Source organism: Actinomycetota bacterium (assembly GCA_005888325.1).
GTDB lineage: Bacteria > Actinomycetota > Acidimicrobiia > Acidimicrobiales > AC-14 > AC-14.
This window is the reverse complement of the sequence record VAWU01000027.1, coordinates 57,500-82,565: the sequence shown is the minus strand read 5'-3', so window position 1 is coordinate 82,565 and position 25,066 is coordinate 57,500. Positions and strand designations below refer to the sequence as shown.

19 protein-coding genes are annotated in these 25,066 nt (G+C 72.0%); 7 read left to right on the top strand and 12 right to left on the bottom strand.

Features of this window, described 5'->3' with window-relative positions:
* The first annotated feature begins 258 nt into the window (after positions 1-258).
* Positions 259-918: a hypothetical protein gene (locus E6G06_10870; GenBank protein TML91234.1), complete on the top strand. Its 660-nt coding sequence runs from the start codon at positions 259-261 to the stop codon at positions 916-918.
* 217 nt (positions 919-1,135) lie between these two features.
* On the opposite strand, the gene E6G06_10865 is transcribed toward E6G06_10870, so the two are convergent.
* From E6G06_10865 to E6G06_10850, 4 genes are all read right to left on the bottom strand, one after another.
* Positions 1,136-2,257 carry a hypothetical protein gene (locus E6G06_10865; protein TML91233.1) on the bottom strand — a complete coding sequence of 374 codons (1,122 nt, stop codon included), beginning with the start codon at positions 2,255-2,257 and terminating at the stop codon, positions 1,136-1,138.
* Positions 2,258-2,268: 11 nt separating this feature from the next.
* Positions 2,269-3,369 carry a Gfo/Idh/MocA family oxidoreductase gene (locus E6G06_10860; GenBank protein TML91232.1) on the bottom strand — a complete coding sequence of 367 codons (1,101 nt, stop codon included), beginning with the start codon at positions 3,367-3,369 and terminating at the stop codon, positions 2,269-2,271.
* Complete coding sequence (locus E6G06_10855; protein TML91231.1) at positions 3,243-4,583, bottom strand: DegT/DnrJ/EryC1/StrS family aminotransferase; 1,341 nt, start codon at positions 4,581-4,583, stop codon at positions 3,243-3,245. The genes E6G06_10860 and E6G06_10855 overlap by 127 nt, the downstream gene beginning before the upstream one ends.
* Positions 4,584-5,397: 814 nt before the next feature.
* Positions 5,398-6,882 (bottom strand): aldehyde dehydrogenase family protein, encoded by a 1,485-nt coding sequence (locus tag E6G06_10850; protein TML91230.1) that lies wholly within the window; start codon positions 6,880-6,882, stop codon positions 5,398-5,400.
* 29 nt (positions 6,883-6,911) lie between these two features.
* Here E6G06_10850 and E6G06_10845 point away from each other — a divergent pair, with 29 nt between their 5' ends.
* The gene (locus E6G06_10845) at positions 6,912-7,538 is read left to right on the top strand and encodes a DUF1361 domain-containing protein (protein TML91229.1); all 627 of its coding nucleotides are present in this window, start codon (positions 6,912-6,914) and stop codon (positions 7,536-7,538) included.
* A gap of 30 nt (positions 7,539-7,568) precedes the next feature.
* Here E6G06_10845 and E6G06_10840 read toward each other — a convergent pair whose 3' ends face one another.
* The 7 genes from E6G06_10840 to E6G06_10810 all read right to left on the bottom strand — a co-directional run bounded on the left by E6G06_10840 (position 7,569) and on the right by E6G06_10810 (position 16,752).
* Complete coding sequence (locus tag E6G06_10840; protein TML91228.1) at positions 7,569-8,495, bottom strand: FHA domain-containing protein; 927 nt, start codon at positions 8,493-8,495, stop codon at positions 7,569-7,571.
* A 19-nt stretch (positions 8,496-8,514) separates the two neighbouring features.
* Positions 8,515-10,278, bottom strand: coding sequence for a hypothetical protein (locus tag E6G06_10835; GenBank protein ID TML91227.1), 1,764 nt, complete (start codon positions 10,276-10,278; stop codon positions 8,515-8,517).
* A complete protein-coding gene (locus E6G06_10830; GenBank protein ID TML91226.1) occupies positions 10,199-12,886 on the bottom strand; it encodes a serine/threonine protein kinase in 2,688 nt (895 codons plus the stop codon). The genes E6G06_10835 and E6G06_10830 overlap by 80 nt, the downstream gene beginning before the upstream one ends.
* 21 nt (positions 12,887-12,907) lie before the next feature.
* A complete protein-coding gene (locus E6G06_10825) occupies positions 12,908-13,408 on the bottom strand; it encodes a hypothetical protein (protein ID TML91225.1) in 501 nt (166 codons plus the stop codon).
* A gap of 82 nt (positions 13,409-13,490) precedes the next feature.
* The gene (locus tag E6G06_10820; protein ID TML91224.1) at positions 13,491-14,324 is read right to left on the bottom strand and encodes an amidinotransferase; all 834 of its coding nucleotides are present in this window, start codon (positions 14,322-14,324) and stop codon (positions 13,491-13,493) included.
* Positions 14,321-15,532, bottom strand: coding sequence for a TIGR00300 family protein (locus E6G06_10815; protein TML91223.1), 1,212 nt, complete (start codon positions 15,530-15,532; stop codon positions 14,321-14,323). Before E6G06_10815 ends, E6G06_10820 begins: the two co-directional genes overlap by 4 nt.
* Positions 15,532-16,752 carry an AI-2E family transporter gene (locus E6G06_10810; protein ID TML91222.1) on the bottom strand — a complete coding sequence of 407 codons (1,221 nt, stop codon included), beginning with the start codon at positions 16,750-16,752 and terminating at the stop codon, positions 15,532-15,534. Before E6G06_10810 ends, E6G06_10815 begins: the two co-directional genes overlap by 1 nt.
* 38 nt (positions 16,753-16,790) lie before the next feature.
* Between E6G06_10810 and E6G06_10805 the strand changes: the two genes are divergently transcribed.
* The 4 genes from E6G06_10805 (at position 16,791) to E6G06_10790 (ending at position 22,904) form a co-directional block, all read left to right on the top strand.
* Positions 16,791-17,099 (top strand): hypothetical protein, encoded by a 309-nt coding sequence (locus E6G06_10805; protein TML91221.1) that lies wholly within the window; start codon positions 16,791-16,793, stop codon positions 17,097-17,099.
* 82 nt (positions 17,100-17,181) lie between these two features.
* Positions 17,182-17,952: a hypothetical protein gene (locus E6G06_10800; GenBank protein TML91220.1), complete on the top strand. Its 771-nt coding sequence runs from the start codon at positions 17,182-17,184 to the stop codon at positions 17,950-17,952.
* An 82-nt stretch (positions 17,953-18,034) separates the two neighbouring features.
* Positions 18,035-19,471, top strand: a complete 1,437-nt coding sequence (locus E6G06_10795) for a DNA polymerase Y family protein (protein TML91242.1) — start codon at positions 18,035-18,037, stop codon at positions 19,469-19,471.
* Between the two features lie 76 nt (positions 19,472-19,547).
* On the top strand, positions 19,548-22,904 hold the full coding sequence (locus E6G06_10790) for an error-prone DNA polymerase (protein TML91219.1): 3,357 nt from the start codon (positions 19,548-19,550) through the stop codon (positions 22,902-22,904).
* Between the two features lie 6 nt (positions 22,905-22,910).
* Here E6G06_10790 and E6G06_10785 read toward each other — a convergent pair whose 3' ends face one another.
* Positions 22,911-23,555: a hypothetical protein gene (locus tag E6G06_10785; GenBank protein TML91218.1), complete on the bottom strand. Its 645-nt coding sequence runs from the start codon at positions 23,553-23,555 to the stop codon at positions 22,911-22,913.
* A gap of 44 nt (positions 23,556-23,599) precedes the next feature.
* On the opposite strand from E6G06_10785, the gene E6G06_10780 reads away from it, so the two are divergent.
* Complete coding sequence (locus E6G06_10780) at positions 23,600-24,889, top strand: acyl-CoA dehydrogenase (protein ID TML91217.1); 1,290 nt, start codon at positions 23,600-23,602, stop codon at positions 24,887-24,889.
* The last annotated feature ends 177 nt before the right edge of the window (positions 24,890-25,066 follow it).

The following is a 25,066-nucleotide window of genomic DNA, read 5'->3' as shown; positions in this document are numbered from 1 at the left end:
CACTGCGTCGTCACCGGCTGCGACGTCGACTGGCGCCTGGAGCGCGACCACCGGGTGCCCTACGCGCAGTGCCACACCACCTCCCTCGACGGGCTGGGGCGCATGTGCGGGTGGCACCACCTGCTCAAGACCAAGGGCTGGGGCTTGGTGGGCGGGCCCGGGTGCTACCGCCTGACACCACCGGGCACCACCGCCGCGGAGGGAGAGCCGGTCGAACGCGGTGGTCGAGCGCCGCCCCGAACGTGAGGCCGGCCGGGCGTGAGGTCGGGGTCGCGCGAGCGGCGACCGGGGCGACGCGCGCTTGCACTCATCGGGCATCATGCGCGCGTGAGCGATCCTTGGATCAACCGGAGGAGGTCGAGTAGCGCCGACGGCCGTGCTGCTGTGACGGTGCTCGTGCTCGTGACCGGTCTCCAGGGGACCGGGAAGTCGACCATCGCGGCGCGGTGCGCGGACGTACTCGACGCGCCCGTCCTCGCGTGGGACTGGGTCATGGCGTCATTGACGCCGTTCGAGCGCGTCCAAGAGACGCTGGAGGCCCTCGATCGCCAGACGTACCGCGCGGTGGGATGGGCGGTGATGTGGCAGCTCAGCCGCGCCCAGCTGCCGCGGAGCATGTCCGTCGTCCTCGATGGCCTGGCGCGGAGCGACGAGGTGACCACGACGAGGGCCCTGGCACGAGAGCACGGCGCCGAATGCCTCGTCGTGCTGACAACGTGCGACGATCCCGAGCTCCACCGGTCACGCGTCGAAGGCCGCACGCGGGGGATTCCCGGCTGGTACGAGCTCATTTGGGATCACGTGGCGGAGACGAGACGCACGTGGACGCCGCCGGCCGATGTCGACGTGGTGCTGGATTGCGGTCAATCCATCGAGCACAACGTGACGGTGCTCCAACCGCTCGTGCAACATCGATAGCCGCGGCCCCGATCGTTCCTTCACTCGCTGCGGAGCACGACCGCAGGTTGGGTACGGGCCGCGGCGCGGGCGGGAGGGCGGCGGTCAGGTTGGCGAGCGCGATCGCTCACCACGTCTCCGTTGTCGCAGCCCGGCCACGGCGGACAAGTGCGCTAGCCGGAACGGGCCTGGTGGTGCTGACCCCCCGTGTCGGCCACGCGGCCACGCCGCCGGCCACTCAACGAGAGAGGGCGTGAGCGATGGCCGCGACCGCCTCGGGGCCGTAGCTCATCGACTCCTCGTAACCCTCGGTGAACGGCGACGGCAGGTAGCCGTGCCATTCGGGGGCGAGGCCGGCGAGTAGCACGCGCGCGCCCTCGCGGTCGACCCGGGTCTCGACCGCGCGGCCGAGCGCGTGGAACGCCTCGCCCGGCAACGACACCAGCCGCACGGGGCCGACCGTCCACTCGAGCAGCTCGACCGGGACGCGGCGGCCGGTCCGGCCGCCGGTGAGCAGCGTCGAACCCAAGGTCACCTCGACCGTGCGATGACGCACGACCGAGGGTCCGGCCGCTTCGACCGGTTGGGCCTCGCCGAGCACTTCCTCCATGCCCGCGGCGACATCTCGTCCCAGCTGTTCCGCCTCGGCGAAGCCGTCGCGCCGGCAGTCGTTGTCCTGGCGGTGCACGTGGTGGGGGTTGACGTCGCCGAGCGCGCCCGGCAGCAGCACCGCCGTCCCGCCGATCCGGCGCTCGAGCGCGTCGCGGAACGGGCCCACCCAGTCGCTCGACACCGCCAGGCATTCGGGACCCAACGCGACGGGGTGGATCGCGACGTTGGCCAGCGTGCCGAGCCGCACGTCGTGGGAGTCGAGCACGTCGAGCACCGCGAACGTCGGCTCGTAGGGCAGTCCCCTTCGGTTCACCGAGAGCGCGTCAGGGAGCGGCCATCGGCCCATGCGCAGCACGGCGGGCGCGGAGCCGGCGGCCGCGTCGCGGGCCGCGACGACGCAACGCTCGACGAGCAGGTCTCGATATCCCTCGGGCGTGACCCAGCCGAGTTGCTCGCTCCCCGCGATCGTGCTCGGGCCCGCGTGGGTGTGCACGCATGACGTGAGGACCGCGGCCCGCTCGAGGCCGAGCGCAGCCGCGACACCCTCGCGGATCGGTCCGGCGAACCCGGCCGACATCCCGAGCAGATCGCAGACGAGGAGGCAGACCGAGCCGGACTCCCCGCTCAGGAACAGCGCGCGCGCCTCGAGGTCGTCGTGCACCTCGGTGGCGGGTTGGTTCTCGATGAAGCCCGCGAGCTGCACGGGCGTCGGAGGCGTGATCACCGCCGTGCCGAAGCCGGCCTCCAACCCCGCCACGGTCACGCGACCGCCGCCGTGCAGCCGTCGGCGGCCGCGTGGTATGCCGCCTCCACCACTGCGACGGCGGCGCGTCCGTCCTCCGCGGTGACCGTCGGCTGGCGATCGCCGCGCATGGCCGCGAGGAGCTCCTCGAGGGGCGAGCCGGTCGTCTCGGGAAGCGCGACGCGCTCGCGCTCGCCCTCGAGCGGCAGGAACGTGAGCGGCGTGTGCGTGTCGAGGTGGAGCGTGCCCTGGGTGCCGACGACCGTGAGCTGTTGGTCGGGGCCCGGCCTCGACGTCCAGCTGGCGTGCACGCTCCCGATGGCGCCGCCGCCGAGCCGCACGAGGAGCTGGGCATCGAGCTCGACGCCGCCGGCGGGGCCGTTGAGGAACGCCGCGACCTCGACGATGTCGTCGGCCGCCACGTGGCGGATGACGTCGACGATGTGCACGCCGAGGTCGATGAGGCACCCGCCGCCGGCCTGGCTGCGATCGAAGAACCAGGCGGCACGGGGCGCCCAGGCCTGGGGGCCCGCGTGCCCGAACGCGGCGCGCACGCCGGTCACCGAGCCCAACCGACCCTCGGCGACGACCGCCCGCGCGGCTGCGAACGGTGCGACGAAGCGCGCGTTCTGGAACGGCACGAGCACGACGCCGGTCGCGGCGGCTGCGGCGATCATCTCGTCGGCCTCCACGACCGTGCGTGCCATCGGCTTGTCGACGATCACGTGCTTGCCCGCGCGGGCGGCTGCCACCGCCACGTCGCAGTGCAGCACGTTGGGTGTCGCCACGACGACCGCATCGACGTCGTCGCGCGTCACGGCGTCCTCCCAGTGGTCGACGACGGTGCCGCTGCCCCATTGGTCGCGCGTCACCTCCGCCGATGCGCGCGACCGGCTCGCGAACGCGGTCACGGCTGCCCCTGCCGCTCGGAGCCCGGGGAGGTGGATGTGGTTCGCTGCCGTCCCGCAACCGACGACTGCGAAGCGCACCGTCACCGCAGCAGACCCCGGGCGACCTTGCGCACGGCTGCGGCGACGTCGTCGCAGTCGCGATCGGTGTACCCGACTCCGATCGGGACGATCACCGAGCGGGCGACGAGCGCCTCGGTGCGCGGGCACAAGCCCTCGCCGTAGGTGCGGTCGGTCGGGTGCTCGGCACAAGCCCACGGTCCACCCTTGCCCGACGCCGTTCGCTGGTCGATCACCGCCGGGTTCAAGTACACCGGCCGGGCCCCGTACATCTGCGCGCTCGGCACACCCTCCGCGCGCAGGGCGGCCGCGAAGCGCTTGGCGGTGGACGCCTCGGGCACGAACCAGGTGATGCTCGATGACCCGTCGCCGTCAGGATCGGGCCGCCGGCGGCGCACCAGGCCGGCGACCTCACCGACGCGCTCGAGAATTCGGCCCTTGCTCGCGCCCAGCGCGGCGAGGATCGCCGGTAACCGCTCCAGCTGGACGCGTGCCACGGCTCCCGCCAGCTCGCCCATCCGCAGGTTCTCGCCGGCATACGGCTCGGTGAGCTCGTCGCCTCGCCCGCTCGCATAGCTGGTGACGAACTGGCCGCCCTGGTCCTGATAGCGGGTGGCACGGAGGTACAGCGTCTCGTCGTCGGTGACCACGATCCCGCCCTCGCCGGCCGTGATGTTCTTCTCCTGTTGGAGGGAGAACGCGCCCAGCGCGCCGAAGGTACCGGCGGCACGGCCGCGGTAGGTCGCGCCGATCGCCTGGGCCGCGTCCTCGATCACGGGCACACCGTGGCGGGCCGCGACCTCGAGCACTCCGTCGAGGTCGCACGCGACGTTCTCGAGGTGCACCGCGATGATCGCGGCCGTCCGGTCGGTCACATGGGTGGCGAGGTCGGTGCAATCGAGTCCGAGCGTGTCGTCGACCTCCGCGAACACCGGCACGGCCCCGGCCGCGATGACCGCGTTCACGGTCGCGATGAACGTGAACGCGGGGACGACGACCTCGTCGCCGCATCCCACCCCCAGCGCCGCGAGCGCGCACCGCAGCGCGGCAGTTCCGTTCGCGACCGCGACCGCGTACCGAGTGCCGAGTGCGTCGCACGTCGCGCGCTCGAAGCCGGCTACCGCGCCTGCCGTCGGCCCTCGCGTATAGCGAAAGAGCGCCCGGCCGGCGACCACCGCGGTGACCGCGTCGGCTTCGGCCTGCCCGAGCAACGCGGCGCCCTTGGCGAAGTCGAGAGGCTGGGTCCGCACCGGTCTCCCGCCGTCGATGGCGAGCACGCCGTCGTCTGGGAGCACCCGCGGATCGTACCCAGGGCGCTCACGGCGCAGCACGAGGGACCACGCAGGCCCGACCCGCCATCGCAGTCATCGTGACGCCGCGGCGCTACGGTGTCGTCGCCAACCAGGAGGATCATGTGAGCTTCGTCGCGACCCGACGCAACCACGAGGGAGGCAGGAGGGTGCCGTGGCGGTGACACCGGTATCCGCCGGCTCGACTCTCGCGCTCGGCCGGGGTAGGTGGCGTTCGGGTCCGGCTGCGCTGGCCCTCCGGTGCGGTGTCGCGGCCCTGGTGCTCGGTGCCTTCGGCTGTCTCGCGGCCCGCGCGGTTCCGCTGTTCGTCCTCGAGCCGGGCTCGCCGGGTGTCGGTGTCGAGCACGCGGCCGCGGCGCCCGCGCCGGGGGTTGCTGCGCGTTGTTGGACGAACCACACCTCGGCGAAGGTGTTCTTGGCGCCCTGGTTCGCACCGCTCTCGCCCACCCAGGGTCTCCAGAGCGATTGCTCGGTGCTCGCCGACACTCCCCGGGCGCTTGCCGCGGGCCCTGCGGCACGGCCTCGCCGCGGTTCGAGCGCATCGATGCGTTCGCGCCCGGCCGCTCCGCCCAACGCACGGTCGAGCTCCGATCCCCGTCCGTCAACGTCGACTGTGGCTTCGACCGCTGCAGGCTCCGCGCAACCCGGAAGCCCCGACGCGCTCGACCAGACGGGCGGGACGGCTCGGCCCTCCGACCCGCAGTTCTCCGCACCGCACGGACGACAGTCCGATCACCCGAGCCGCGACCACCCGCACTCGTCGCAGGTCACGGTGGAGCTTCCCGTCGGAGGCTTGTCGCCCCTCCCGCCCCTGATCGATCAACGGCAGCGTCAACAAGTGGTGAAAGCCGCCTGACGCACCGCTCCGTCACTCGCCCGGCTGGAACTGCGCCTTCTGGAGCCGGTGGCTGAAGTCGATCGACACCGCCTTCCACTCGCTGAACTCGTCGAGCGCGTGCGGACCCGCCTCGCGGAAGCCGTTGCCCGTCGACTTCATGCCGCCGAACGGCAGCTGCACCTCGGCACCGATCGTGGGCGCGTTGACGTAGACGATGCCGAACTCGAGCTCGGTCACCGCGCGCATCGCCGCGGTCATGTCGTTCGTGTAGATCGACGCGGAGAGCCCGAACTGGGTGGCGTTGGCGGCCGCGATCGCCTCGTCGAGGTCGGTCGCCGGGATGACCGCGGTGACGGGCCCGAAGATCTCCTCTTGGGCGATGCGCATGCCGGGCGTCGCGTCGCTGAACACGGCGGGGGCGATGTAGTTGCCGTTGGCCAGCTCGCCCGTGTCGAGCACGTGACCGCCCGTGAGCAGCCGGGCACCGTCGTCCTCGACGCCCACCCGCACGTACTCGAGCACCCGGTCGCGCTGCGTGCGGCTGATGAGCGGCGCGAGGTCGACGGTCTCGTCGGAGCCCGGCCCCACCTTGTAGGTGTGAACCTTCTCGACCAGCGCGTCGGTGAGCCGGGGGTGGAGGCTGACGATCCGTGACGTCGCGGTGCACCGCTGGCCGCTCGTGGCGAACGCGCCCCACGCGATGCCCTCGACGGCCAGGTCGAGGTCCGCGTCGGGCATCACGATGGTGACGTTCTTGGCGCCCAGCTCCATCGAGTAGCGCTTCATCTGGCGCCCGCACTCGACCGCGATCACCTTTCCCGTCTCCAACGACCCGGTGAAGGAGATGGCGCGCACGTCGGGATGGGCTACCAGCGCGGCGCCCGCCTCCTCGCCGGTGCCCTGGACGAGGTTCACGACACCGGAGGGGACACCCGCCTCTTCGACGAGCTCCACCAGCCGCTGCGCGCACAGGGGTGTCTCCTCCGCCGCTTTCAGGATGACGCAGTTGCCGGCGAGCAGCGCCGGCCACAGCTTCCACGTCGGGATCGCGATCGGGAAGTTCCACGGCGTGATGAGCCCGACGATCCCGATCGGATGGCGCAGGGTCAGCGAGACCTTGCGCGGCAGCTCCGACGGCACCGTGTCGCCGACCGGAGCACGTGACTGACCGGCCATGAAGAAGGCGAAGTCGATGCCCTCCTGCACGTCGCCACGGGCCTCCTTGAGCGTCTTGCCCATCTCGCGTGTCATCAGCCGGGCGAGCGCGTCCTTCTCGCGCTCCAGCGCGAGGCCGATGCGCAGGAGATGGTCGCCCCGCCGAGGCATCGGCGTCGCCTTCCAGTCGGCGTACGCGCCCTTGGCCGCGGCCACTGCCGCCGCCACGTCGTCGGCGTCGCTCCGGGCCACCTCACCCAGGAGATCGGTGAAGTCGGCCGGGTTGCGGTCCTCCAGGGTGCGGCCGGCGCGCGCCGGCACCCACTGCCCACCGATGTAGTTCAGGCCGATGTAGCTCACGTCGTGCAGCCTCCTACACTCGAGTGTCCATGCGGTCTCTTCTGACGCTGATCTGGGCCGCCCTGCGCGCCAACGGGTTCTGGATGGCCTGGAACCTCACCCTCGCGCTCGTGCCGCTGCTGCTCGCGGTCGTGCTCTTCCGCGACGGCCGCCGTCCCACCGTCGCCTGGTGGGCGGGGTTGGCAGGTTTCCTGATCCTGCTCCCCAACGCGCCCTACGTGCTCACCGACGTCGTCCACTTCGTGCCCGACGTGCAGGGCGCGGACCGCCTGTCGGTGGCCCTCGCCTTCATCGCGCAGTACGGGCTGTTCTTCCTCGTCGGTGTCGAGAGCTACGTCGTGTCCGTCGTGCTGCTCACCCGCTGGCTCGAAGCGCGAGGACGAGGCTGGGCCACGGTGCCGGCGGAGGTGGCGGTCCACGCCGTCTGCGCAGCCGGTGTCTACCTCGGGCGGGTGGAGCGCCTCAACAGCTGGGACATCGTCGTGCGCCCCGACCGCTTCATCCACTCGCTGGCGGGCCTCGGGTCGCCCCGCGCCATCGCGCTGACCGCGCTCACGTTCGTCGTGGTGAGCACGGTCTACTGGGCGGCCAAGCACGTGACGCTCGCGCTGGCCACGTACCACCGTCTCCATCCTTTCGCCGACTCGAGCCGGTAGCGCGACAACGCCCGGCCCGAGTTCGCCGGCTCAGTCCCCGGTGTCGCGAGACGGGTCCTGCGCCCAGGCCACGTCGTGCACGACGTGCTCGCCCAGCCCCTTGAGCTGCACCGGTCGAGCGGGGCCGAAGACCAGGTCGCCGCGCCCCCGCGAGATCTCGCGAACGAGCGACGACACCAGGATCTCGCCCCCGAGGGCAGCGTCGGCGATCCGCGCGGCCAGCACCACGTGCCGGCCGAAGAGGTCGCCGTCGCTCGCGCTGATCGCCTCGCCGGTGTGGATGCCGAGGCGCACGCGCACCTTCTCGTCGGGATGCGCCTCGCCGTGTGCCCGTGTGCCCTGCTGGATCGCCATTGCGGCGAGCACGGCCGCGCGCGCGCTCTTGAAGGAGGCCATGAACCCGTCGCCCTGCGACTTCACGATCCGGCCGCCGTGCCGGCGCACCGCGTCGCGGATGATCCGGTCGTGCTCCCGCAGCACGGCCAGCCACGCCTGATCGCCGAGCCGGGCCGTGATCTCGGCCGACGACTCGATGTCACTGAACATGATGGTGACGGTGCCCTCGCTGCTCACGAGAGGCGCGCGGTCGACGCCCTCGCTGGAGATCTCGTCGGCCAGCACCGTCACCGGAGTCATGCCGGTGACGCGGCGCCGCTCGGGCTCGACGCCCCACAGGCTGACGCGGACGGTCGTGCCGCCCGCCGCGATCGTGTCACCCGGCTCCACCCGCGCCGGATCGGTCAGGCGCATGCCGTTCAAGAGGGTCCCGTTCGTGCTACCGAGGTCGGTGACGGTCACGCCGCCCTCGTCCACGTCGAGGGCCAGGTGGGCGCGGGAGACCTGCGGGTCGCGCAGCACGAGGCCGTCGCAGTCGCGACCCATCACGAGGCGCTCGCGGAGCACCAGCCAGAGCGAGCTCGTCCCCGGCTGGCGGACCTCGATGACCACGGGGGGCACGCGGGGAGCGTAGGCGGCGCTACCGGACGCAGGCCGCGAGCCGGCCGTCGGCGCCGAGGTAGTGCCGCCTGGCCTCGGCGTCGAACGCGGGCCGGGCCAACGCACACGCGCGACCGACGCTCAGCACGTCCCAGCGACGGAGCCTGCCGTCCTCGCCCGCGCTCAGGAACTGCTGGCCGGGAAGCCAGGCGACGTTCCACACCGGTGCACCCGCGTGGCCGTCCAGGGGGTCGCCGAGCACCTGCGCGGTGTCGACGTCCCACAGTCGGAGCTGCCCTTTGCGGGTGGCGGTGAGCAGCGTGCGCCCGTCGGGGCTGAACCGAACGTCGCTGGCGCCGCCGGCGAGGCCGGTCAGCTCCGCGACCTTGCGGCCGCTCGCGACATCCCAGATCACGGCGCGCTCGTCGTCGCTCGCGGTCGCCAGCCTCGAGCTGTCGGCGTTGAACGCGACGCCCCAGATCGTGTTGTCGTCGGCGGCGATGTCCCTTCGCAACCGGTGCGGCCGCGTCTCCCATACGCGCACAACGCCGCTCCCGGAGGCGGCCGCCACCAGCTTGCCGTCGGGACTGACCGCCACTCGAGCCACGCCACCGTCGTGGGGGCCGAGCGGCTCGCCGTCGGGGCGGCCGTCGGGCGTCCAGAAACGGACCGTCCTGTCGTCGCCGCCGGACACGAGCCAGTCGTCGTGGGGCCCGAAGGCGAGGCTGGCGACCGCGCCGTCGAGGCGCACCATCCTCCCGACGGGAGTGCCGTTGCTGCGCCAGAGCCGTATCACCCCGTCGACGTCGCCGCTCGCGATGCGTGACCCGTCGGCGCTGAGCGCGACGCTGCGGACCGCGGCTCGACCATCCGCGACGCGGATCGCCGTGCGGGTGCGCAGATTCCAGAGCCGGACCGATCCCTTGTCGTCACCTGTCACGGCGTGCAACCCGTCCCGGCTCACGGCCAGCGCGAGGAGCTTCGACGGCTCGGCGACGAGTGTGCGCGAGATGGGCGTGCGCCGGCCGACGTCCCACGCCCGGAGCGTCTGATCGATGCCGAGGGTCACGAGCTTGGAACCGTCGCGGGAGAGCGCGGTACCGATCACCGCGCCGCGATGGCCGACCTGCGTGGTGGCGGTGACTTGACCGGACTCGGTGCTCCAGAGACGCACCTTCCCGTCACCCGCGCCCGCGACCATCCATCGGCCGTCGGGTCCGAACGTCACGCCGCGGACGCTCAGAGGCGGTTGCCCGCTCGCGCTCGTGAACGGCCGCGGGCCCGCGACCGTCGCGCCGGTGCGAGCGTCGAAGAGGCCCGAGGTTCCATCGGCGCTCGACGTCGCGACCGTGGCGCCGTCGGGGGCGAAGGCGACCTCCCAGATGTCGTTGCCGTTGTGCACGTCGATGGGGCCGAACCGTGGCTCGCCGGTGCGTGCGTTCCATCCCGCCAACTCACCGCGACCGTCACCGGCGACGATCGTCTCGCCGTCCGGGCTGAAGGCCACGCTCAGGAAGTCGACGGAGCGCGTCACCAGCGGGGGCCCGAGCGGGCGGGCGGCGTCGACGTCGTACACCGCGATCACGCCCTTCTCGGTGGCGACGGCCACGCGTGAGCCGTCGGGGCTGAACGCCACGTCCCACGCCACGTCGACGCGATCGAGGGTGGTCCCCTCGCGGGGGATCGTCTCGTGGCCGCGCACCGCCCAGAGCCGCACGAGGCCGTCACCTCCGGCGGAGGCGAGGAGCGAGCCGTCGGGGCTGAACGCGAGACGCTCGATGCCCTTGGTGTGGCCGGTGAGCACGGCTCGGGGCCGGCGTGAGGCCAGGTCCCAGAGACGAATCCGGCCACTGCGCTCTCCCGTGGCGACGAGACGGCCCGCGGGAGGGGCTTCCGACGGGCACGATCGCGGCGTTCGCGAGCGCGGCCCGGCTGCCGGTCAGCAGTCGTCGGCTGTCGAGGGTCGGTGTGCGCGTACGGGCGCCGCTCTCCACCGCGAGCATCATCGCGAGGTAGGGGTCGGCGTCGACGAGCCGCTCTCCGGAGGCGGCCAGCCCGGCGCCGAAGCGCTCGTTGGCGCGGTGCTCACTCGCACGTGTCCGCCGCAGCGAGGCGAAGGCGAGCGACGCCGACGCCACCGCCGCGACAGTGAGGAGGGCGAGCGACACGATCACGCCGCGCCGCGCCCGCCGCCGGCGGACCTCGTGCTGCTCTGCGGCGCGGTGCGCGGCATCGCGCGCCGCGACGGCGGTGTCGAGGAAGTCCTGCTCGAGGCGGTTGAGCTCGAGTCGGTTGTCGGCCGCCCATTCAGTCGCGATCGCGAGCGGGGTGCCCCGGTACAGCAGGTCGGGGTCGTGCCCCTGGCTGTCCCACTCCGCGGCAGCCCGGCTGATGCGCTGCCGCACGAGCAGGTTCTCGCGGTCCTCGTCGATCCACGCGCGAAAGCGCGGCCACGTGCGGATCAACGCCTCGTGGGCGATCGCAACGCTCGCGTCGTCGACCGTGAGCAGGCGCGCCGCCGTGAGCCGCGAGACGACGTCGCGCAGCAGGTCGGCGTCCTCGTCGCGGTCGAGCTCGGCCAGCGACATGCGACGTCTGGTGTCGGGGTTGTCCTCCCCGGGAGTGACCAGCCGGAGGAGCAGCCGGCGCGTGGCCCGGCGCTGCGCATCGTCGAGCTGGTCGTCGTAGATCGTGTCCGCGCTCTTGGCGATGGCTCCGGCCACGCCGCCCGCGGCGCGGAACCCGTCGAGCGTCAGCGTGTTGTGCCGTCGTCGCGTCCACGTCTCCATCAGCGCATGCGCGACGAGCGGCAGCGAGCCGGTCTCCCCGCCGGCCTCGTCGAGCACCGCCTCGGTCAACCCCGCATCGATCGAGAGCCCGGCGCGGCGCGCCGGCTGCTCGATGGCGCGGCGGAGCTCGGAGCGGTCCATCGGCCCGACAAGCACCTGGTTCTCGGTGATCCGGCGGGTCAGCCACGGGAACGCGGCGCACGCGCCGTAGAAGTCGGCGCGGATCACGAGCACGGCACGCGATCGGCTGTCGGCCGGGTCGAGGTGGGCGGCGAGCGCCTCGACGAACGCCGCCTGCTCCTCCGTGTCGTCGCAGAGCGTGAACAGCTCCTCGAACTGGTCGATGCAGAGGAGGAAGGGCTCGCTCGTGGCCGAGGCGTGCCGGGCGAGCGCGGGATTGGCGCGCAGCGCGTCGAGCGTCGGGACCGCGCCGCTGCTCTCGCGGGTCAGTTGATAGTGGAGCTCGCCGAGCGGTCGTGGCCCCGGGGTGAAGAGCGCCACCCGCCATGCCTCCCCGCCCGGAAGCGCGCCATCCGCGACCACGGGGACGAGACCGGCACGGACGAGCGACGACTTGCCGCTCCCCGACGGACCGCCGACCACGAGCACCGAGTCGCGCCGGAGCCGGCGCACGAGCTGGTCGACGAGGGCCTCGCGGCCGAAGAAGTAGTCGACGTCCTCCGGCTCGAACGCGGCCAGTCCCTTGTACGGGCAGGGGAGGGCTCCGGTGGCGCCTCGGTGCGAGCTCGTCCGGCTCGAGCGCGACGGGTGCTCGACGGTGTCGAGGGCGGACAGCATCGCGTCGCGCCAGGCCTCGACGGAGGAGAACCGCTCGTCGGGGTCGCGTGCGAAGCCCTGCTCGAAGATCTCCCGCCACGGCGCCGCCACGTCGGTGAGCGACCGGGCGACGTCGTGCTGATCGGGCGGGCGCGAGCCGTGCAGGAGGCGCCACACGACCGCGGTCGCCGCGTACACGTCGGCCGCCGGCGAGATCGCTGCGTCGGGCTCGCGCTGCTCGGGGGGTTGGAAGCCCTGGGTGCCACCGATGATGGTGGCCCCGGACGGCGTGGCGATGAGGTCCTTCGCGAGCCCCAGGTCGCCGATCAGGACCCGTTCACCCGCATCGATCAACGAGGTCCGGACCTCGGTCGCCGGTTCGGGCCCGGCCGGCGCGCGGTTCACGGTCTGGAGCAGGAGGTTCCCCGGCTTGACGTCACGGTGGACGATGCCCGCCCGGTGCAACGCGGCCAGCCCGTCGGTGAGCGCCAGCACCACGCGCCGCGTCGTCTTCGCGTCGATGGGCCGGCCCGGGGGCGTGAAGCCCAGTCGATCGTCGAGCGTGCCTCCGTCGGCGTAGTCCATGACGAAGTAGGGGCGGCCGTCGTCGAGCTCCCCCGAGTCGTGGACCGTGACGACGTGCTCGTTGTGGATGCGCCGCAGGAGCTTCGCCTCCTGCACGAACCGGGCCCGGATCTCGGGGTCGACGGCCCAGGTCTCGGCCAGCACCTTCACCGCCACGAGCGAGTCGAGCGCGCCGTCGTAGCACCGCGCGACAGAGGCAAAACCGCCTACACCGATGGTGCCCCGGTACTCGTACCGTCCGATCTGGTCGGGGAAGGGCACCTCACCCCCGCCTCATCCCGCTCAGAGCAGGTCTTTCACGTCGAAGCACTGGAAGAGCTTGGAGTCGATGACGTCGTGGTTGCGATCGCCCGCGGTGACGCAGAGACGTGTCGACGCGCCGCGCCGTTTCACCGACGCCTCACTTCCCGTCGTGTACACGGGGTACTCGTCGGTCGGATGCCACGAGCCCTGCTTCACGCCACGCGCGTCCGCGTCGTTGCTCACCTCGTCGGCGGTATAGGTGTCCCAGTACACGTGGATGTGGTTGCGCGAGAAGTCGGGCTTGTAGTTCGCGGTCCATGTCACCTTCAACTCGGAGCCGGCTCGCTCGACCTTGTCGATCTTGACCTTGCAGCCTTCGATGGGACAGGCGTTCTGCACCGGACCCGCGCCGTTCGAGCTCGTCGTGCCGCCGGTCGCCTTGGGCGCGCTCGACTTGGAGTCGGAGCCACAGCCCACGAGCGCGACCACGGCTGCAGTCGCGATGAGACAGTTGGTCGTGCGTGCTCGCAGTGACTGCACCTCAACCCCCGGGGTCGACGGTTCCTCCCGTGCGGCCGCGAGCGTAGCCCTTGCTGTCGGAGGAACCCGTGTCGACTGGCGCTCAGAGCGCGACGTCGAGCGCGAGCGTCAGGCAGCGACAGCCGCCCCCCGCCTTCAGGAACTCGTCGACCGGCGACACCTCGACGTCGAAGCCCCACGCCTCGAGGCGACGCCCGACCTGCGGCGGGCAGCTGGGCATGATCACCTGGGTGCCGACGACGACCGAGTTGGCGCAGAAGGTCAGCGCATCGTCGAGCCCCAGCGCGAGCGGCTCGGGTACGAGCGCCTCGACGACCTTGCGCCCGTAGGAGTCCCACGCATCCGGCGCGACGATCGCGCGCCGGTCGTCGAGGGGACAGAAGGTGAGGTCGAGGTGATAGAGCCGCGCGTCGACCAGCTCCACCGAGCGCACGGCCGCCCCGGTGAGCGTGGAGAGGTAGGCGTGCGAGCCCGCGTCACTGCGGAAGCGGTAGCCCGCGAGCAGGATCCGACCGAAGGGCAACGCGTCGCCGGCACCCTCGAAGGAGACGCCTTCGGGCAGCGGGTCGACGACGAACCCTTGCTTCTCGAACCACTCGACGTCGTACGGCACCTCCGCCTGGCGCTCGGGATGGCGGAAGCGGCTGGGCACGAACTGGTCGCCGTTTACGATGCCCGCGTTGGCGGTGAACACGAGGTCGGGCAGGTTCGGGTGGGGCTCCATCACCTCGACGTCCGCGCCTGCAGCGCGGAGCGCGTCGAACAGGCGCTGCCACTGGTCGCGTGCCCGCTCGAGGTCGACCTTGACGTCGCGGTGCATCCACGGGTTGATCTCGTAGAGCACGTCGAAGTGCTCGGGCGGGCACATCAGGTAGCGCCGGCCCCACCCGAGCGGAGCGCGCTCGACTTCGGTCACGGCAGCAGGTGCTCGACGAGGTTGCGGAGGAAGAGGCCGACGTCGGTCACGATGCCCAGGGCCTGATGGCTGCCGCGGTCGGCGAGCTTGGTGACGACGGCCTGGTTGATGTCGACGCAGTACGTCTCGACGCCGGCGGGAAGCAGGTTGCCGGTCGCGATGGCGTGCAGGGTCGAGGCCAGCATGAGCGCGACCGTGACGCCGGGCACGTGGGCCCGCATGGCGTCGGCGGCCGCCACGACATCGGCGTGCACGTCGGGCAGGGGACCGTCGTCACGCACCGAGCCTCCGAGCACGAACGGCACGCCCCGCAGAACGCATTCGTACATCACGCCCGAGCGCAGGAAGCCGTCGGCGACCGCGTTGGCGATCGATCCCCGCCGGCGCACCTCGTTGATCACACGCAGGTGGTTGCTGTGACCGTGCTCGGTGGCTCTCCCTTCCGTGAGGTTGACCCCGAGCGACGTGCCGAGCACGTTCGCCTCGATGTCGTGGGCGGCGAAGCCGTTGCCCGCGAAGAGCACGTCGACCACGCCTTCGCGCACGAGGCGGGCCAGGTAGGGCCCGGCGCCGGTGTGGATGACGGCGGGCCCGCACACGACGAGCACCCGTCCTCCCGTGTCGCGCGCGTCCCGTATGCGCTGGGCCACCTGCGCGACGAGCAGGTCCTTGGGTTTCTCGGACGAGACCTCCGACGCCATGAACTCGAAGGGGCTCGGCCCGCGTGGCCGCTCGAGGGGATGTACGCGCACGCCCCCGTTGCCCACGACCACCCGATCGCCCATCCGCACGCTGTGCATGGGCACCGTGCGCACGACCGAATCGTCGAGCACGACCAGCCCGCAGTCCATCTCGGGGTTCTCGACATCGAGCCAGCGACGGTCGACCCGCACCTGGGTGGGCAGGTTCGTGGTGGCGTAGAAGCCGGCCGGGAGCACGCCGTCGACCATGCACGGCACCAGCTCGACGTCGGTGCTGCTCACCCGGTTCGCGCCGTGCACCTGCAGCTCCGCCAGCACCGAGGCCAGGGCGGCGTCGTCCGCGGCGGAGATCTCGAGCCGGGCCCGGCTCGGGTCGGCGTTGGTCTTGCCGATCTCCACCTCGACCAGGCGGTAGTCGGCGCCCGCGTCCAGCACCACATCGAGCAGCTTGGCCAGGATGAGCGAGTCGATGATGTGGCCCGCGACCTCGACCTGCTCGGAAGGCATCAGGTCGTCTGCACGGGCGACGTCGGCTGGGTGGGTGGCGGGGGCTCGTCACCGACGTCACCGACGTCACCGGTGACGTCGTCGTGGTCGCCGGTGACGTCGTCGTGCAGTTCTTCCGCCTCGACGTCGGTCGCCTGCGAGACCGGGATCTCGTCCGCGCCGATCGTCGGCTCGTCCTTGGGACGGTTGCGCCGGTTGTCCCACAGGTCGCGTGCAATCACCTGGATCACTCCGGCCGCGGGGATGGCGAGGAGCGCGCCGAGCAGGCCGAACAGCTCCACTCCGACCAGGACGCTCACGAGCACGATGAGCTGGTTGATCTGGACCGTCCGCGCCATGATCTGCACCTGCAGCACATGGTTCTCGAACTGCTGGTACGCGATGAAGAAGATCAGCACCGCGATGCCATCCGTCGTCGAGCTCAGGAACGCCACCAGGACCGCTGGGACCGCGCCGAGCGTGGCGCCGACCAAGGGGATGAGGTCGGCGAAGCCGACCCAGAGCGCGAGCACACCGCGGAACGGCACGTCGAGTATCAACAACGCGACGAAGGTCGCGCCGCCTGCGATGATGCTGATCAGGAAGTTGCCGAAGACGTAGCCGGTGAGCGCGCGGGAGCAGTCATGGAGCACGGCCTCGACGCGCCTTCGTCGTGGTGGTGACAGGACGCCCAGGGCCCCTTTCAGCATGTCGGGCCCGTAGAGGATCATGAGCAGCGCGAGCACGATGACGGTGATCGCAACCGCGACCGCGGCGGCCACGCTCTTCGCCACGTTGAACGCGCCGCCGCCGATCTTGCCGAACTGCTCGTTGATCTTCTTCCGGTTCTCGTCGAGCTTGTCGTCGAGCTTGTAGCGCTTGACGAGGCCGCCGACGGGGCCCTTGCCCGCCTTCGCCTCGCGCACGAGCCGGGGGTAGTCGTCGGCGAACTTCTGGCCCTGGTGCACGAGCGGGCTGATGAACGCGTAGAGCATGGCGCCGAGCAGGCCGAAGACGACGATGAAGACGATGGCGACGGCGAACCCGCGCCGCAGGTGGAGGAATCGCTGCACCAGCTCCACGACGGGATTGAGCACGACGGCGAAGAAGGCGGCCACGACCAGGATCGACTCGATCCGGGCCAGTCGCACGAACAGCCACAGGGCGACGGCCGTGGCGAGCACGAGGCCGATGACGGCCAGGATCGTGCGCACCGGCACCGGCCGCGACTGCTCCAGCATCAGGGCGAGGATACCTAGGCACTAACGTCCCTCTCGCCATGGGCCAGCCCATCACTGTCACCGAGACCCGTACCACGCGGCCCGGGGTGGTGCGCTTCGAGCTGAACCGCAGCCTCACCGGCATGGGCCACGAGCGCTACCGCTCGCGCGCGGCCGCGACCGGCGTTCGTCCGGTCGACGAGCTGGCGCGGCGGCTCTTCGACCACGGCGGCGTGGAGGGCGTGCACGTCTACTCCAACGTCGTCACGGTCGACCTGGAAGAGGGGCACTCGTCGGACGGTCTGAAGGACGTGGTCGAGAACCTCTTCATCTATTACTCGGAGGGCGTCGCGCCGGCGGAGCCGTAGCACGCAGCTGAGGTAGTGGAGCGGGGCGTGTTCGTAACCACTCCGGGTTGAGGGGCGAACAGGTGTTCGATACGCTCGAGGGGTGACGCGGGCGGAGGCAGTGGAGGTTGCGGCAGTGGAGGTTGCTGCGGGAGGGGAGGTTGCCCTTCCGCAGGAGGGCTCGGGAGAAGCAGCGCTGCGTGAGGTCGTGGGGCGGACCCGTCCGCTCACCCTGGCCCGCGACCGTTGCCTCCCGGTGTTGCCCGCACTGGCGTCGCTGCTGCCCGACGACGGTCTGCGCCGTGGGTCCACGGTCGCCGTCACCGGTTCGGTCACCCTCGGCATGGCCCTGCTGGCCGGGCCCTCGGCCGCGGGATCGTGGGGCGCGGTCGTGGGCCTGCCGTCGCTGGGAGTGGAAGCGGCGGCCGGGCTGGGGGTGGCGCTCGAGCGCCTGGCTCTCGTGCCCGAGCCTGGAACCGAGCGCTGGCCGGTCGTGGTGGCCGCGTTGCTCGACGACCTCGACATCGTGCTCGCGGTGCCGCCGCCCAAGGTGCGTGCCCCGCACGCCCGCCGCCTCACCGCCCGGGCGCGCGAGCGCGACGGCGTGCTGGTGGTGCTCGGGTCGCGCCGCCTCGGCGCGGAGCCGGTCGACCTGCACCTGGCGCTGACGGGGGGCGCGTGGACGGGCCTGGGCCGTGGCCATGGCCGGTTGACGGCCCGACAGGTGGAGGTGGTGGCGCGCGGCCGCGGGGCCGCGTCGCGCGAACGGCGGGCCCGGTTGTGGCTCCCCGGCCCCGGCGGCGAGGTGACGCTCGCGGACGCGCCTTCCAACCGCGACGACACCGGTCTCGCCGGTCTCGTCGCGACGGGGTGATCAGGTGCGTACGTTGGTGGTGTGGTGTCCCGACTGGCCGGTCACCGCCGCGGGCTTCACTGCGTCGACACCGGTGGCCGTCATGTTCGCCAACCGGGTGGTGGCCTGCTCGGCCGCGGCGCGCGCCGACGGGGTGGGGCGAGACCAACGCCGGCGCCAGGCCCAGAGCCGTTGCCCGGGGTTGGTCGTCGTGGAGCACGACCCGGCGCGCGACGCGCGCGCCTTCGAGCCGGTGGTGGTCGCGGTCGAGGCCTTCTGCCCGGGCGTCGAGATCGTGCGCCCCGGCGTGTGCGCGTTCGCCACGCGGGGCCCGTCGCGCTACTTCGGCGGCGACGCGGCCCTCGCCGCGCGCGTGGCTTCGGTCGTCGGCCGGTCGTGTCGCGTCGGTGTGGCCGACGGGGGCTTCGCGGCCGAGCAGGCGGCGCGACGCGACCTCGTCGTCCCCCCGGGCGAGAGCGCCGCCTTCCTCGCGCCGCTTCCGGCGCGCGTGCTGCAGCAGCCCGACCTCACCGACCTCCTGCGCCGCCTCGGTGTGGCGACCCTGGGCGACCTGGCCGCGCTACCCGTCGCCGCGGTCGTGGGTCGCTTCGGGCCCGACGGCCTGCGCGCCCACCGCCTGGCCTCGGGGCTCGACGAGCGGCCGGTGGCGGGACGCCGTCCACCACCCGACCTGCAGGTGAGCACCGAGCTCGACCCCCCGGCCGACCGGGTCGACGTCGCCGCCTTCGCGGCCAAGGCCATGGCCGATGCGTTGCACGCAGGCCTGGCCCGGCGGGGGCTCGCGTGCTCGCGCGTGCGCATCGAAGTCGAGACCGAGCACGGCGAGCACCTGGCCCGCCTGTGGCGGCACGACGGCACCCTCACCGCGGCCATGCTCGCCGAGCGGGTGCGCTGGCAGCTCGACGGCTGGCTGGCCACGCCCGGTGCCGTCACCGCCGGCATCACGCTCCTGCGCCTCGTGCCCGACGAGGTCCACGAGGACGACGGCCGCCAGCTCGGCTTCTGGGGCGGCGACCGCGCCGCGACCGAACGGGCGGGCCGCGCCCTCGTCCGCCTGCAAGGGATGCTCGGCCCCGATGCGGTGGTGACCGCGGTCGTCGGTGGAGGAAGAGGACCGGCCGAGCGCGTGCACCTGGTTCCATGGGGCGACGTGCGCCCTCTACCTCCGAATCCGGAGACCGCGACCGACGAGCGTCCGGTGTGGCCCGGGCACGTCCCGTCACCTGCGCCGGCCACCGTCCATCGCGCGCCACCCTCGGCCGAGGTGGTCGACACGATCGGCGCCGCCGTCACCGTCACCGGCCGGGGGAGCGCGAGCGCCGACCCCGCGCGCTTGTCGATCGACGGTGGGCCGTGGGCCGACATCACCGCCTGGGCCGGCCCGTGGCCCGTCGACGAGCACTGGTGGACGGCCGCGCCCCGGCGCCGGGCGCGCTGGCAGGTGATCACCGCCGACGGTCGCGCCCACCTGCTCGCCCTCGAGGGCGGTCGCTGGCTGGTCGAGGCGACCTACGACTGAGTCTCTCGAAGGCCGCCGGAAGGCCTCGGGAAACTGCCAGTAGCGGCACCGAACATGTGTTCGATACGATCCGGGTGTGGGCTTCAACAACCCGAAGATGCCGTGGTCCGAGCTGGAGGCCCGGCTGTCCGACGGGAGGCGACGCAACCAGCCGCCCAACGGCGACGGGGGCGACAGCCCCGCCTGGTCGTTCAAGCGCCAGCCCTACGAGCCGCTCCCGCCGCCCGAGCCCCGCCGGCGCACAGGGGCGGTGCCCTACGCCGAGCTGCACTGCCACTCCAACTTCAGCTTCCTCGACGGTGCCTCGCACCCCGAGGAGCTGGTGGAGGAGGCCGTGCGCCTGGGCCTCGAGGCCATCGCCCTCACCGACCACGACGGCGTCTACGGCGTGGTCCGCTTCGCCGAGGCGGCCCGAACCTACGGGCTGCCGACCCTGTTCGGGGCCGAGCTCAGCCTGGGGCTGACGCGCGCCCAGCAGGGCATCCCCGACCCCGGGGGCAACCATCTCCTGGTGCTGACGCGCGGCCCGCAGGGCTACGGCCGCCTGTGCCGGGCCATCAGCACCGCGCAGATGAGCGGCGGCGAGAAGGGGAGGCCCACCACCTCGCTCGCCGAGCTCAGCTCGGTGCACGGCGGCCACTGGCAGGTGCTCACCGGCTGCCGCAAGGGCGCGGTGCCGGCAGCGCTCGTCGCGAGCGGCCCGGCGGTCGCGCAGCGCGAGCTGCACGCGTTGATCGACGTCTTCGGGCGCGACCACGTCACCGTCGAGCTCTGGGACCACGGCGACCCGCTCGACTCCGCCCGCAACGACGCGCTGGCCGCGTTGGCCGCGCGCGTCGGTGTCGACGTCGTCGCAACCAACAACGTCCACTACGCGCAGCCGGCGCGCCGGCGGCTGGCGACCGCGCTCGCCGCGGTGCGCGCCCGGCGTTCGCTCGACGACGTCGACGGGTGGCTGCCTGCGGCGGCCACCGCCCACCTGCGAAGTGGCGCCGAGCAGGCCCGTCGCTTCGCCCGCTATCCGGGCGCGGTCGAGCGCGCGGCCGAGCTCGGCCGTGCCTTCGCCTTCGACCTCGCCCTCGTCGCGCCGAATCTGCCCGACTACCCGGTGCCTCCGGGCCACACGGAGATGACGTGGCTGCGCGAGCTCACCGCCCGCGGCGCCGCCACCCGCTACGGGTCGCGCCACGACGAGCGCACACCCGGCGCCTACGCCCAGATCGACCACGAGCTCGACATGATCGAGCAGCTGGGGTTTCCCGGCTACTTCCTCATCGTGTGGGACATCGTCGAGTTCTGCAGGCGGAACGACATCTACTGCCAGGGTCGGGGCTCGGCCGCCAACAGCGCGGTCTGCTACGCACTCGGCATCACCAAGGCCGACGCGGTGTCGCTCGGTCTGTTGTTCGAGCGCTTCCTCTCTCCCGAGCGCGACGGCCCGCCCGACATCGACCTCGACATCGAGAACGGTCGCCGCGAAGAGGCGATCCAGTACGTCTACCAACGCTACGGCCGCGACAACGCCGCGCAGGTCGCCAACGTCATCACCTATCGCTCCAAGTCGGCGGTGCGCGACATGGGCAGGGCCCTCGGGTTCCCCATGGGCACGCTCGACGCCTGGTCGAAGCAGGTCGACGGATGGGGCCCGCTCAGCGCGACCGTCGATCACGACATCCCCGAGTCGGTGATGACGCTCGCGGCCGAGCTGCAGCACTTCCCGCGCCACCTCGGCATCCATTCGGGCGGCATGGTGATCTGCGACCGGCCGGTCGTCGAGGTGTGCCCGGTGGAGTGGGGGCGCATGGACGGGCGCAGCGTCCTGCAGTGGGACAAGGACGACTGCGCGGCGGCCGGCCTGGTGAAGATCGACCTGCTGGGGCTGGGCATGCTCACCGTGCTGCACCTGGGCGTCGACCTCATCCGCGAGCACCACGGCGTCGACGTCGACCTGGCCGCGCTCCGGCAGGAGCCCGAGGTGTACGACATGCTGTGCCGGGCCGACTCGGTGGGCGTGTTCCAGGTGGAGAGCCGGGCGCAGATGGCCACGCTCCCGCGGCTCAAGCCGCGCACGTTCTACGACCTGGTCGTGGAGGTCGCCCTCATCCGCCCGGGGCCCATCCAGGGCGGGTCGGTGCACCCCTACATCCGTCGCCGCAACGGGCAGGAGGAGGTCACCTACCTGCACCCGCGGCTCGAGCCCTCGCTGAAGAAGACGCTCGGCGTGCCGCTGTTCCAGGAGCAGCTCATGCAGATGGCGATCGACGTGGCCGGCTTCAGCGCGGCCGAGGCCGACCAGTTGCGCCAGGCCATGGGCTCGAAGCGCTCCGTCGAGCGCATGGAGCGACTGCGCGGCCGGCTCTACGCGGGCATGGCCGAGCGAGGGATCACCGGCGCGGTCGCCGACGAGATCTACGACAAGCTCGCCGCCTTCGCCAACTTCGGCTTCCCCGAGAGCCACTCGGTGTCGTTCGCCTACCTCGTCTACGCCAGCGCGTGGATGAAGCTGCACTATCCGGCCGCCTTCCTCGCCGCGTTGCTCAACGCGCAGCCCATGGGCTTCTACTCGCCGATGACCCTCGTGGGCGACGCCCGCCGCCATGGCGTCGAGGTGCGCGCCCCCGACGTCAACGCCAGCGCGGCGCAGGCGACGCTCGAGCCCCTCACCTCTCCCTTCTTGTCGCGCTCAACCACCGTCACGGTGGTTGAGCGCGACAAGAAGCGAAGCGCGCAGGGGGAGGGGCTCGCGGTCCGCCTCGGCATCGACTACGTGCGCAACATCGGCGACGACCTGGCCGCGCGCATCGCCGAGCGCCGGCCCTACACGTCGATGGAGGACCTGGTGCGTCGCACCGGCGCGTCGCTGCCCGCGGTCGAGGCGTTGGCCACCGCGGGCGCGTTCGGCTGCTTCGGGCTCGAGCGGCGCGAGGCGCTGTGGGCCGCGGGGGCGACGGCTCAGGCCTCGCCCGAGCGGCTCGAGGGCGTCGTCACCGGCGCCGACGCGCCGACGCTGCCCGGCATGTCCGACGTCGAGCTGACCGCATCCGATCTGTGGGCCACCGGGCTCTCACCCGACCGTCACCCGATGCAGTACGCGCGCGCCCGCCTCGACGCGCTCGGCGCGTCGTGCGTCGATGCGCTGCAACAGGTCGAGCACGGCACCCGGGTGCTCGTGGGTGGGGTGGTCACGCACCGGCAGCGCCCGGCCACCGCCCAGGGCACCACCTTCCTCAACCTGGAGGACGAGACCGGCCTCCTCAACGTCATCTGCTCGCAAGGCGTGTGGGCGCGTCACCGCCGCGTCGCGCGCGCCTCGAGCGCGTTGCTCATCGGCGGTCGCCTCGAGAAGGTCGAAGGCGTCATCAACTTCATCGCCGAGCGCATCGAGCCGCTGACGCTCTCCACGGCCGCGCCCAAGTCGCGAGACTTCCGCTGACGTCGATCACGACGTCAGGGCGCCGCCCACGATGCCGACGAGCACGATCGTCACGATGATCGCGTTGTAGGCCAGGTGCGACCGCGTGCTCTCCTGCAGGGCGGCGGTCTCGCCGCCCTCCCGATACCCGCGGAGGTAGGCCCACGTGAAGTACCAACCGCCGATCGAGAGGGCGAGGGCGGCGCCGATCGGGATCCCGATCAGCGCGTGGACGGCGCCGAACAGGATCCCCCGCCAGATGCGGCCTGCGGTGCCGCGGTGCTCGGAGCCCCGCCGGAACAGCTGCTCCTCCCGTTCCACCAGCAGGGGCAGCGCGGGGATCAGCAACGCCATGAACACGATCGGCACGAGCAGCTCGAAGGGCGTCCCCGCGGTGCTCTTGCTCGACCCGAAGACCGGGTTGCCCTCGCCGCCGATCGCGGTGAACCAGCCGAACGACAGGCCGGGCACCCGGAGGAGCAGGGCGAACCCCACCACCACGAGGAAGAGCACCGGGATCGCGAGCAGGAAGTGGTGCGGGCGCAGGCCTCGGATGATCTCGACGCTGTGCCTGCGGGCGTGGCGAGTCGTCGCGTACCGGCTCGCTTCGACCAGGCGGAAGCCGATGAACGCGAGGACCGCGACCGTGGCGAGGTCGAGGAGCACGGCCACGGTCTAGCGTGGCGAGCAGGCTTGGAAGGCACCGGGAGGAAGACATGGCATGGGACTTCGCGACCGAGCCGGAGTTCGAGGAGCAGCTCGAGTGGATGCGGGGCTTCGTCCGCGACGAGATCTACCCGCTCGAGACGCTCAAGCTGGATGAGGACGCGTTCCGGAAGGCCACCGATCCGCTGAAGCAGGAGGTGAAGGCGCGGGGCCTGTGGGCCGCGCACCTGCCACCCGAGCTCGGCGGCGGTGGTTTCGGTCAGGTGAAGCTCGGCCTCATGCACGAGATCCTGGGCGCGACGCCCTACGGGCCCGTGGTGTTCGGAAACAACGCGCCTGACTCGGGCAACGCCGAGCTCCTCGCGATCGGCGGCAGCGAGGACCAGCGGGCCCGTTGGATGCAGCCGCTGCTCGACGGCAAGCTCCGCAGCGCGTTCTCGATGACCGAGCGCGACACCGCCGGGTCCGACCCCACGCTGCTCGAGACACGTGCGGTTCGCGACGGCGACGAGTGGGTCATCAACGGCCACAAGTGGTTCACATCCAACGGATCGGCCGCCGACTTCCTCATCGTGATGGCGGTCACCAACCCCGACGTCCATCCGTACCAGGGCAGCTCGATGATCATCGTGCCCACCGACACGCCGGGCCTCGACATCGTGCGCGACGTCGACACCATGGAGCACCCCGACGGTGGCGGTCCCCGCTTCGGCGGGCACTCCGAGATCATCTATCGCGACGTGCGCGTGCCCTACGAGAACCTGGTCGGCAACGAGGGCGACGGCTTCGTGCTCGCCCAACAGCGCCTCGGCCCGGGCCGCATCCACCATTGCATGCGCTGGTTGGGTCAGAGCCGTCGTGCCTTCGACATGCTCTGTGAGCGCGCGGTGTCGCGCTTCACCCACGGGTCCTATCTGGCCGAGAAGCAGACGATCCAGAACTGGGTGGCCGAATCGGCCGCGGAGATGCAAGCGGCCCGGCTGATGACGCTCTACGCGGCGTGGAAGATGGACACCGAGGGTGCCGCGAAGGCCAGGGTCGAGATCGCCATGATCAAGTACTTCGGCGCCCAGGTGCTCTACGACGTGATCGACCGCGCCCTGCAGATCCACGGGTCGCTCGGCTTCTCCACCGACCTGCCGCTCGAGGCCATGTACCGCCACGCGCGGGCCGCCCGCATCTACGACGGGCCCGACGAGGTGCACAAGGTGACCGTCGCCCGGAAGATCCTCAAGGACTACCAGCCGGTCGAGGTGCCCACGGAGCACGTCCCGACCCGGCGCGAGGCCGCCACCAAGAAGTTCGCCCACCTGCTCGAGCAGGCGACCACCGACCTCTAAGTCCGGCGCCGGGGCGCCGATAGAGAGGGCACGCACGCTCGTCGTTCCCTCCTGGCGCTCTCCTACGCGGTCGTGATCGGGTCGCTGCCCCTGACCACGAGCGTCTTCTACGCGCGCCCGGGTGAATCACGGGCCGAGGCCGCGCCCCCCACCCACACCACCACCTCACGCGCCACG

Excerpts from the sequence above, each read along its gene's own strand:
- E6G06_10815 (TML91223.1), bottom strand. The coding sequence starts at position 15,532 with ATGCCTTCCGAGCAGGTCGAGGTCGCGGGCCACATCATCGACTCGCTC.
- E6G06_10805 (TML91221.1), top strand. The coding sequence starts at position 16,791 with ATGGGCCAGCCCATCACTGTCACCGAGACCCGTACCACGCGGCCCGGG.
- E6G06_10780 (TML91217.1), top strand. The coding sequence starts at position 23,600 with ATGGCATGGGACTTCGCGACCGAGCCGGAGTTCGAGGAGCAGCTCGAG.
- E6G06_10810 (TML91222.1), bottom strand. The coding sequence starts at position 16,752 with ATGCTGGAGCAGTCGCGGCCGGTGCCGGTGCGCACGATCCTGGCCGTC.
- E6G06_10845 (TML91229.1), top strand. The coding sequence starts at position 6,912 with ATGCGGTCTCTTCTGACGCTGATCTGGGCCGCCCTGCGCGCCAACGGG.
- E6G06_10795 (TML91242.1), top strand. The coding sequence starts at position 18,035 with ATGTTCGCCAACCGGGTGGTGGCCTGCTCGGCCGCGGCGCGCGCCGAC.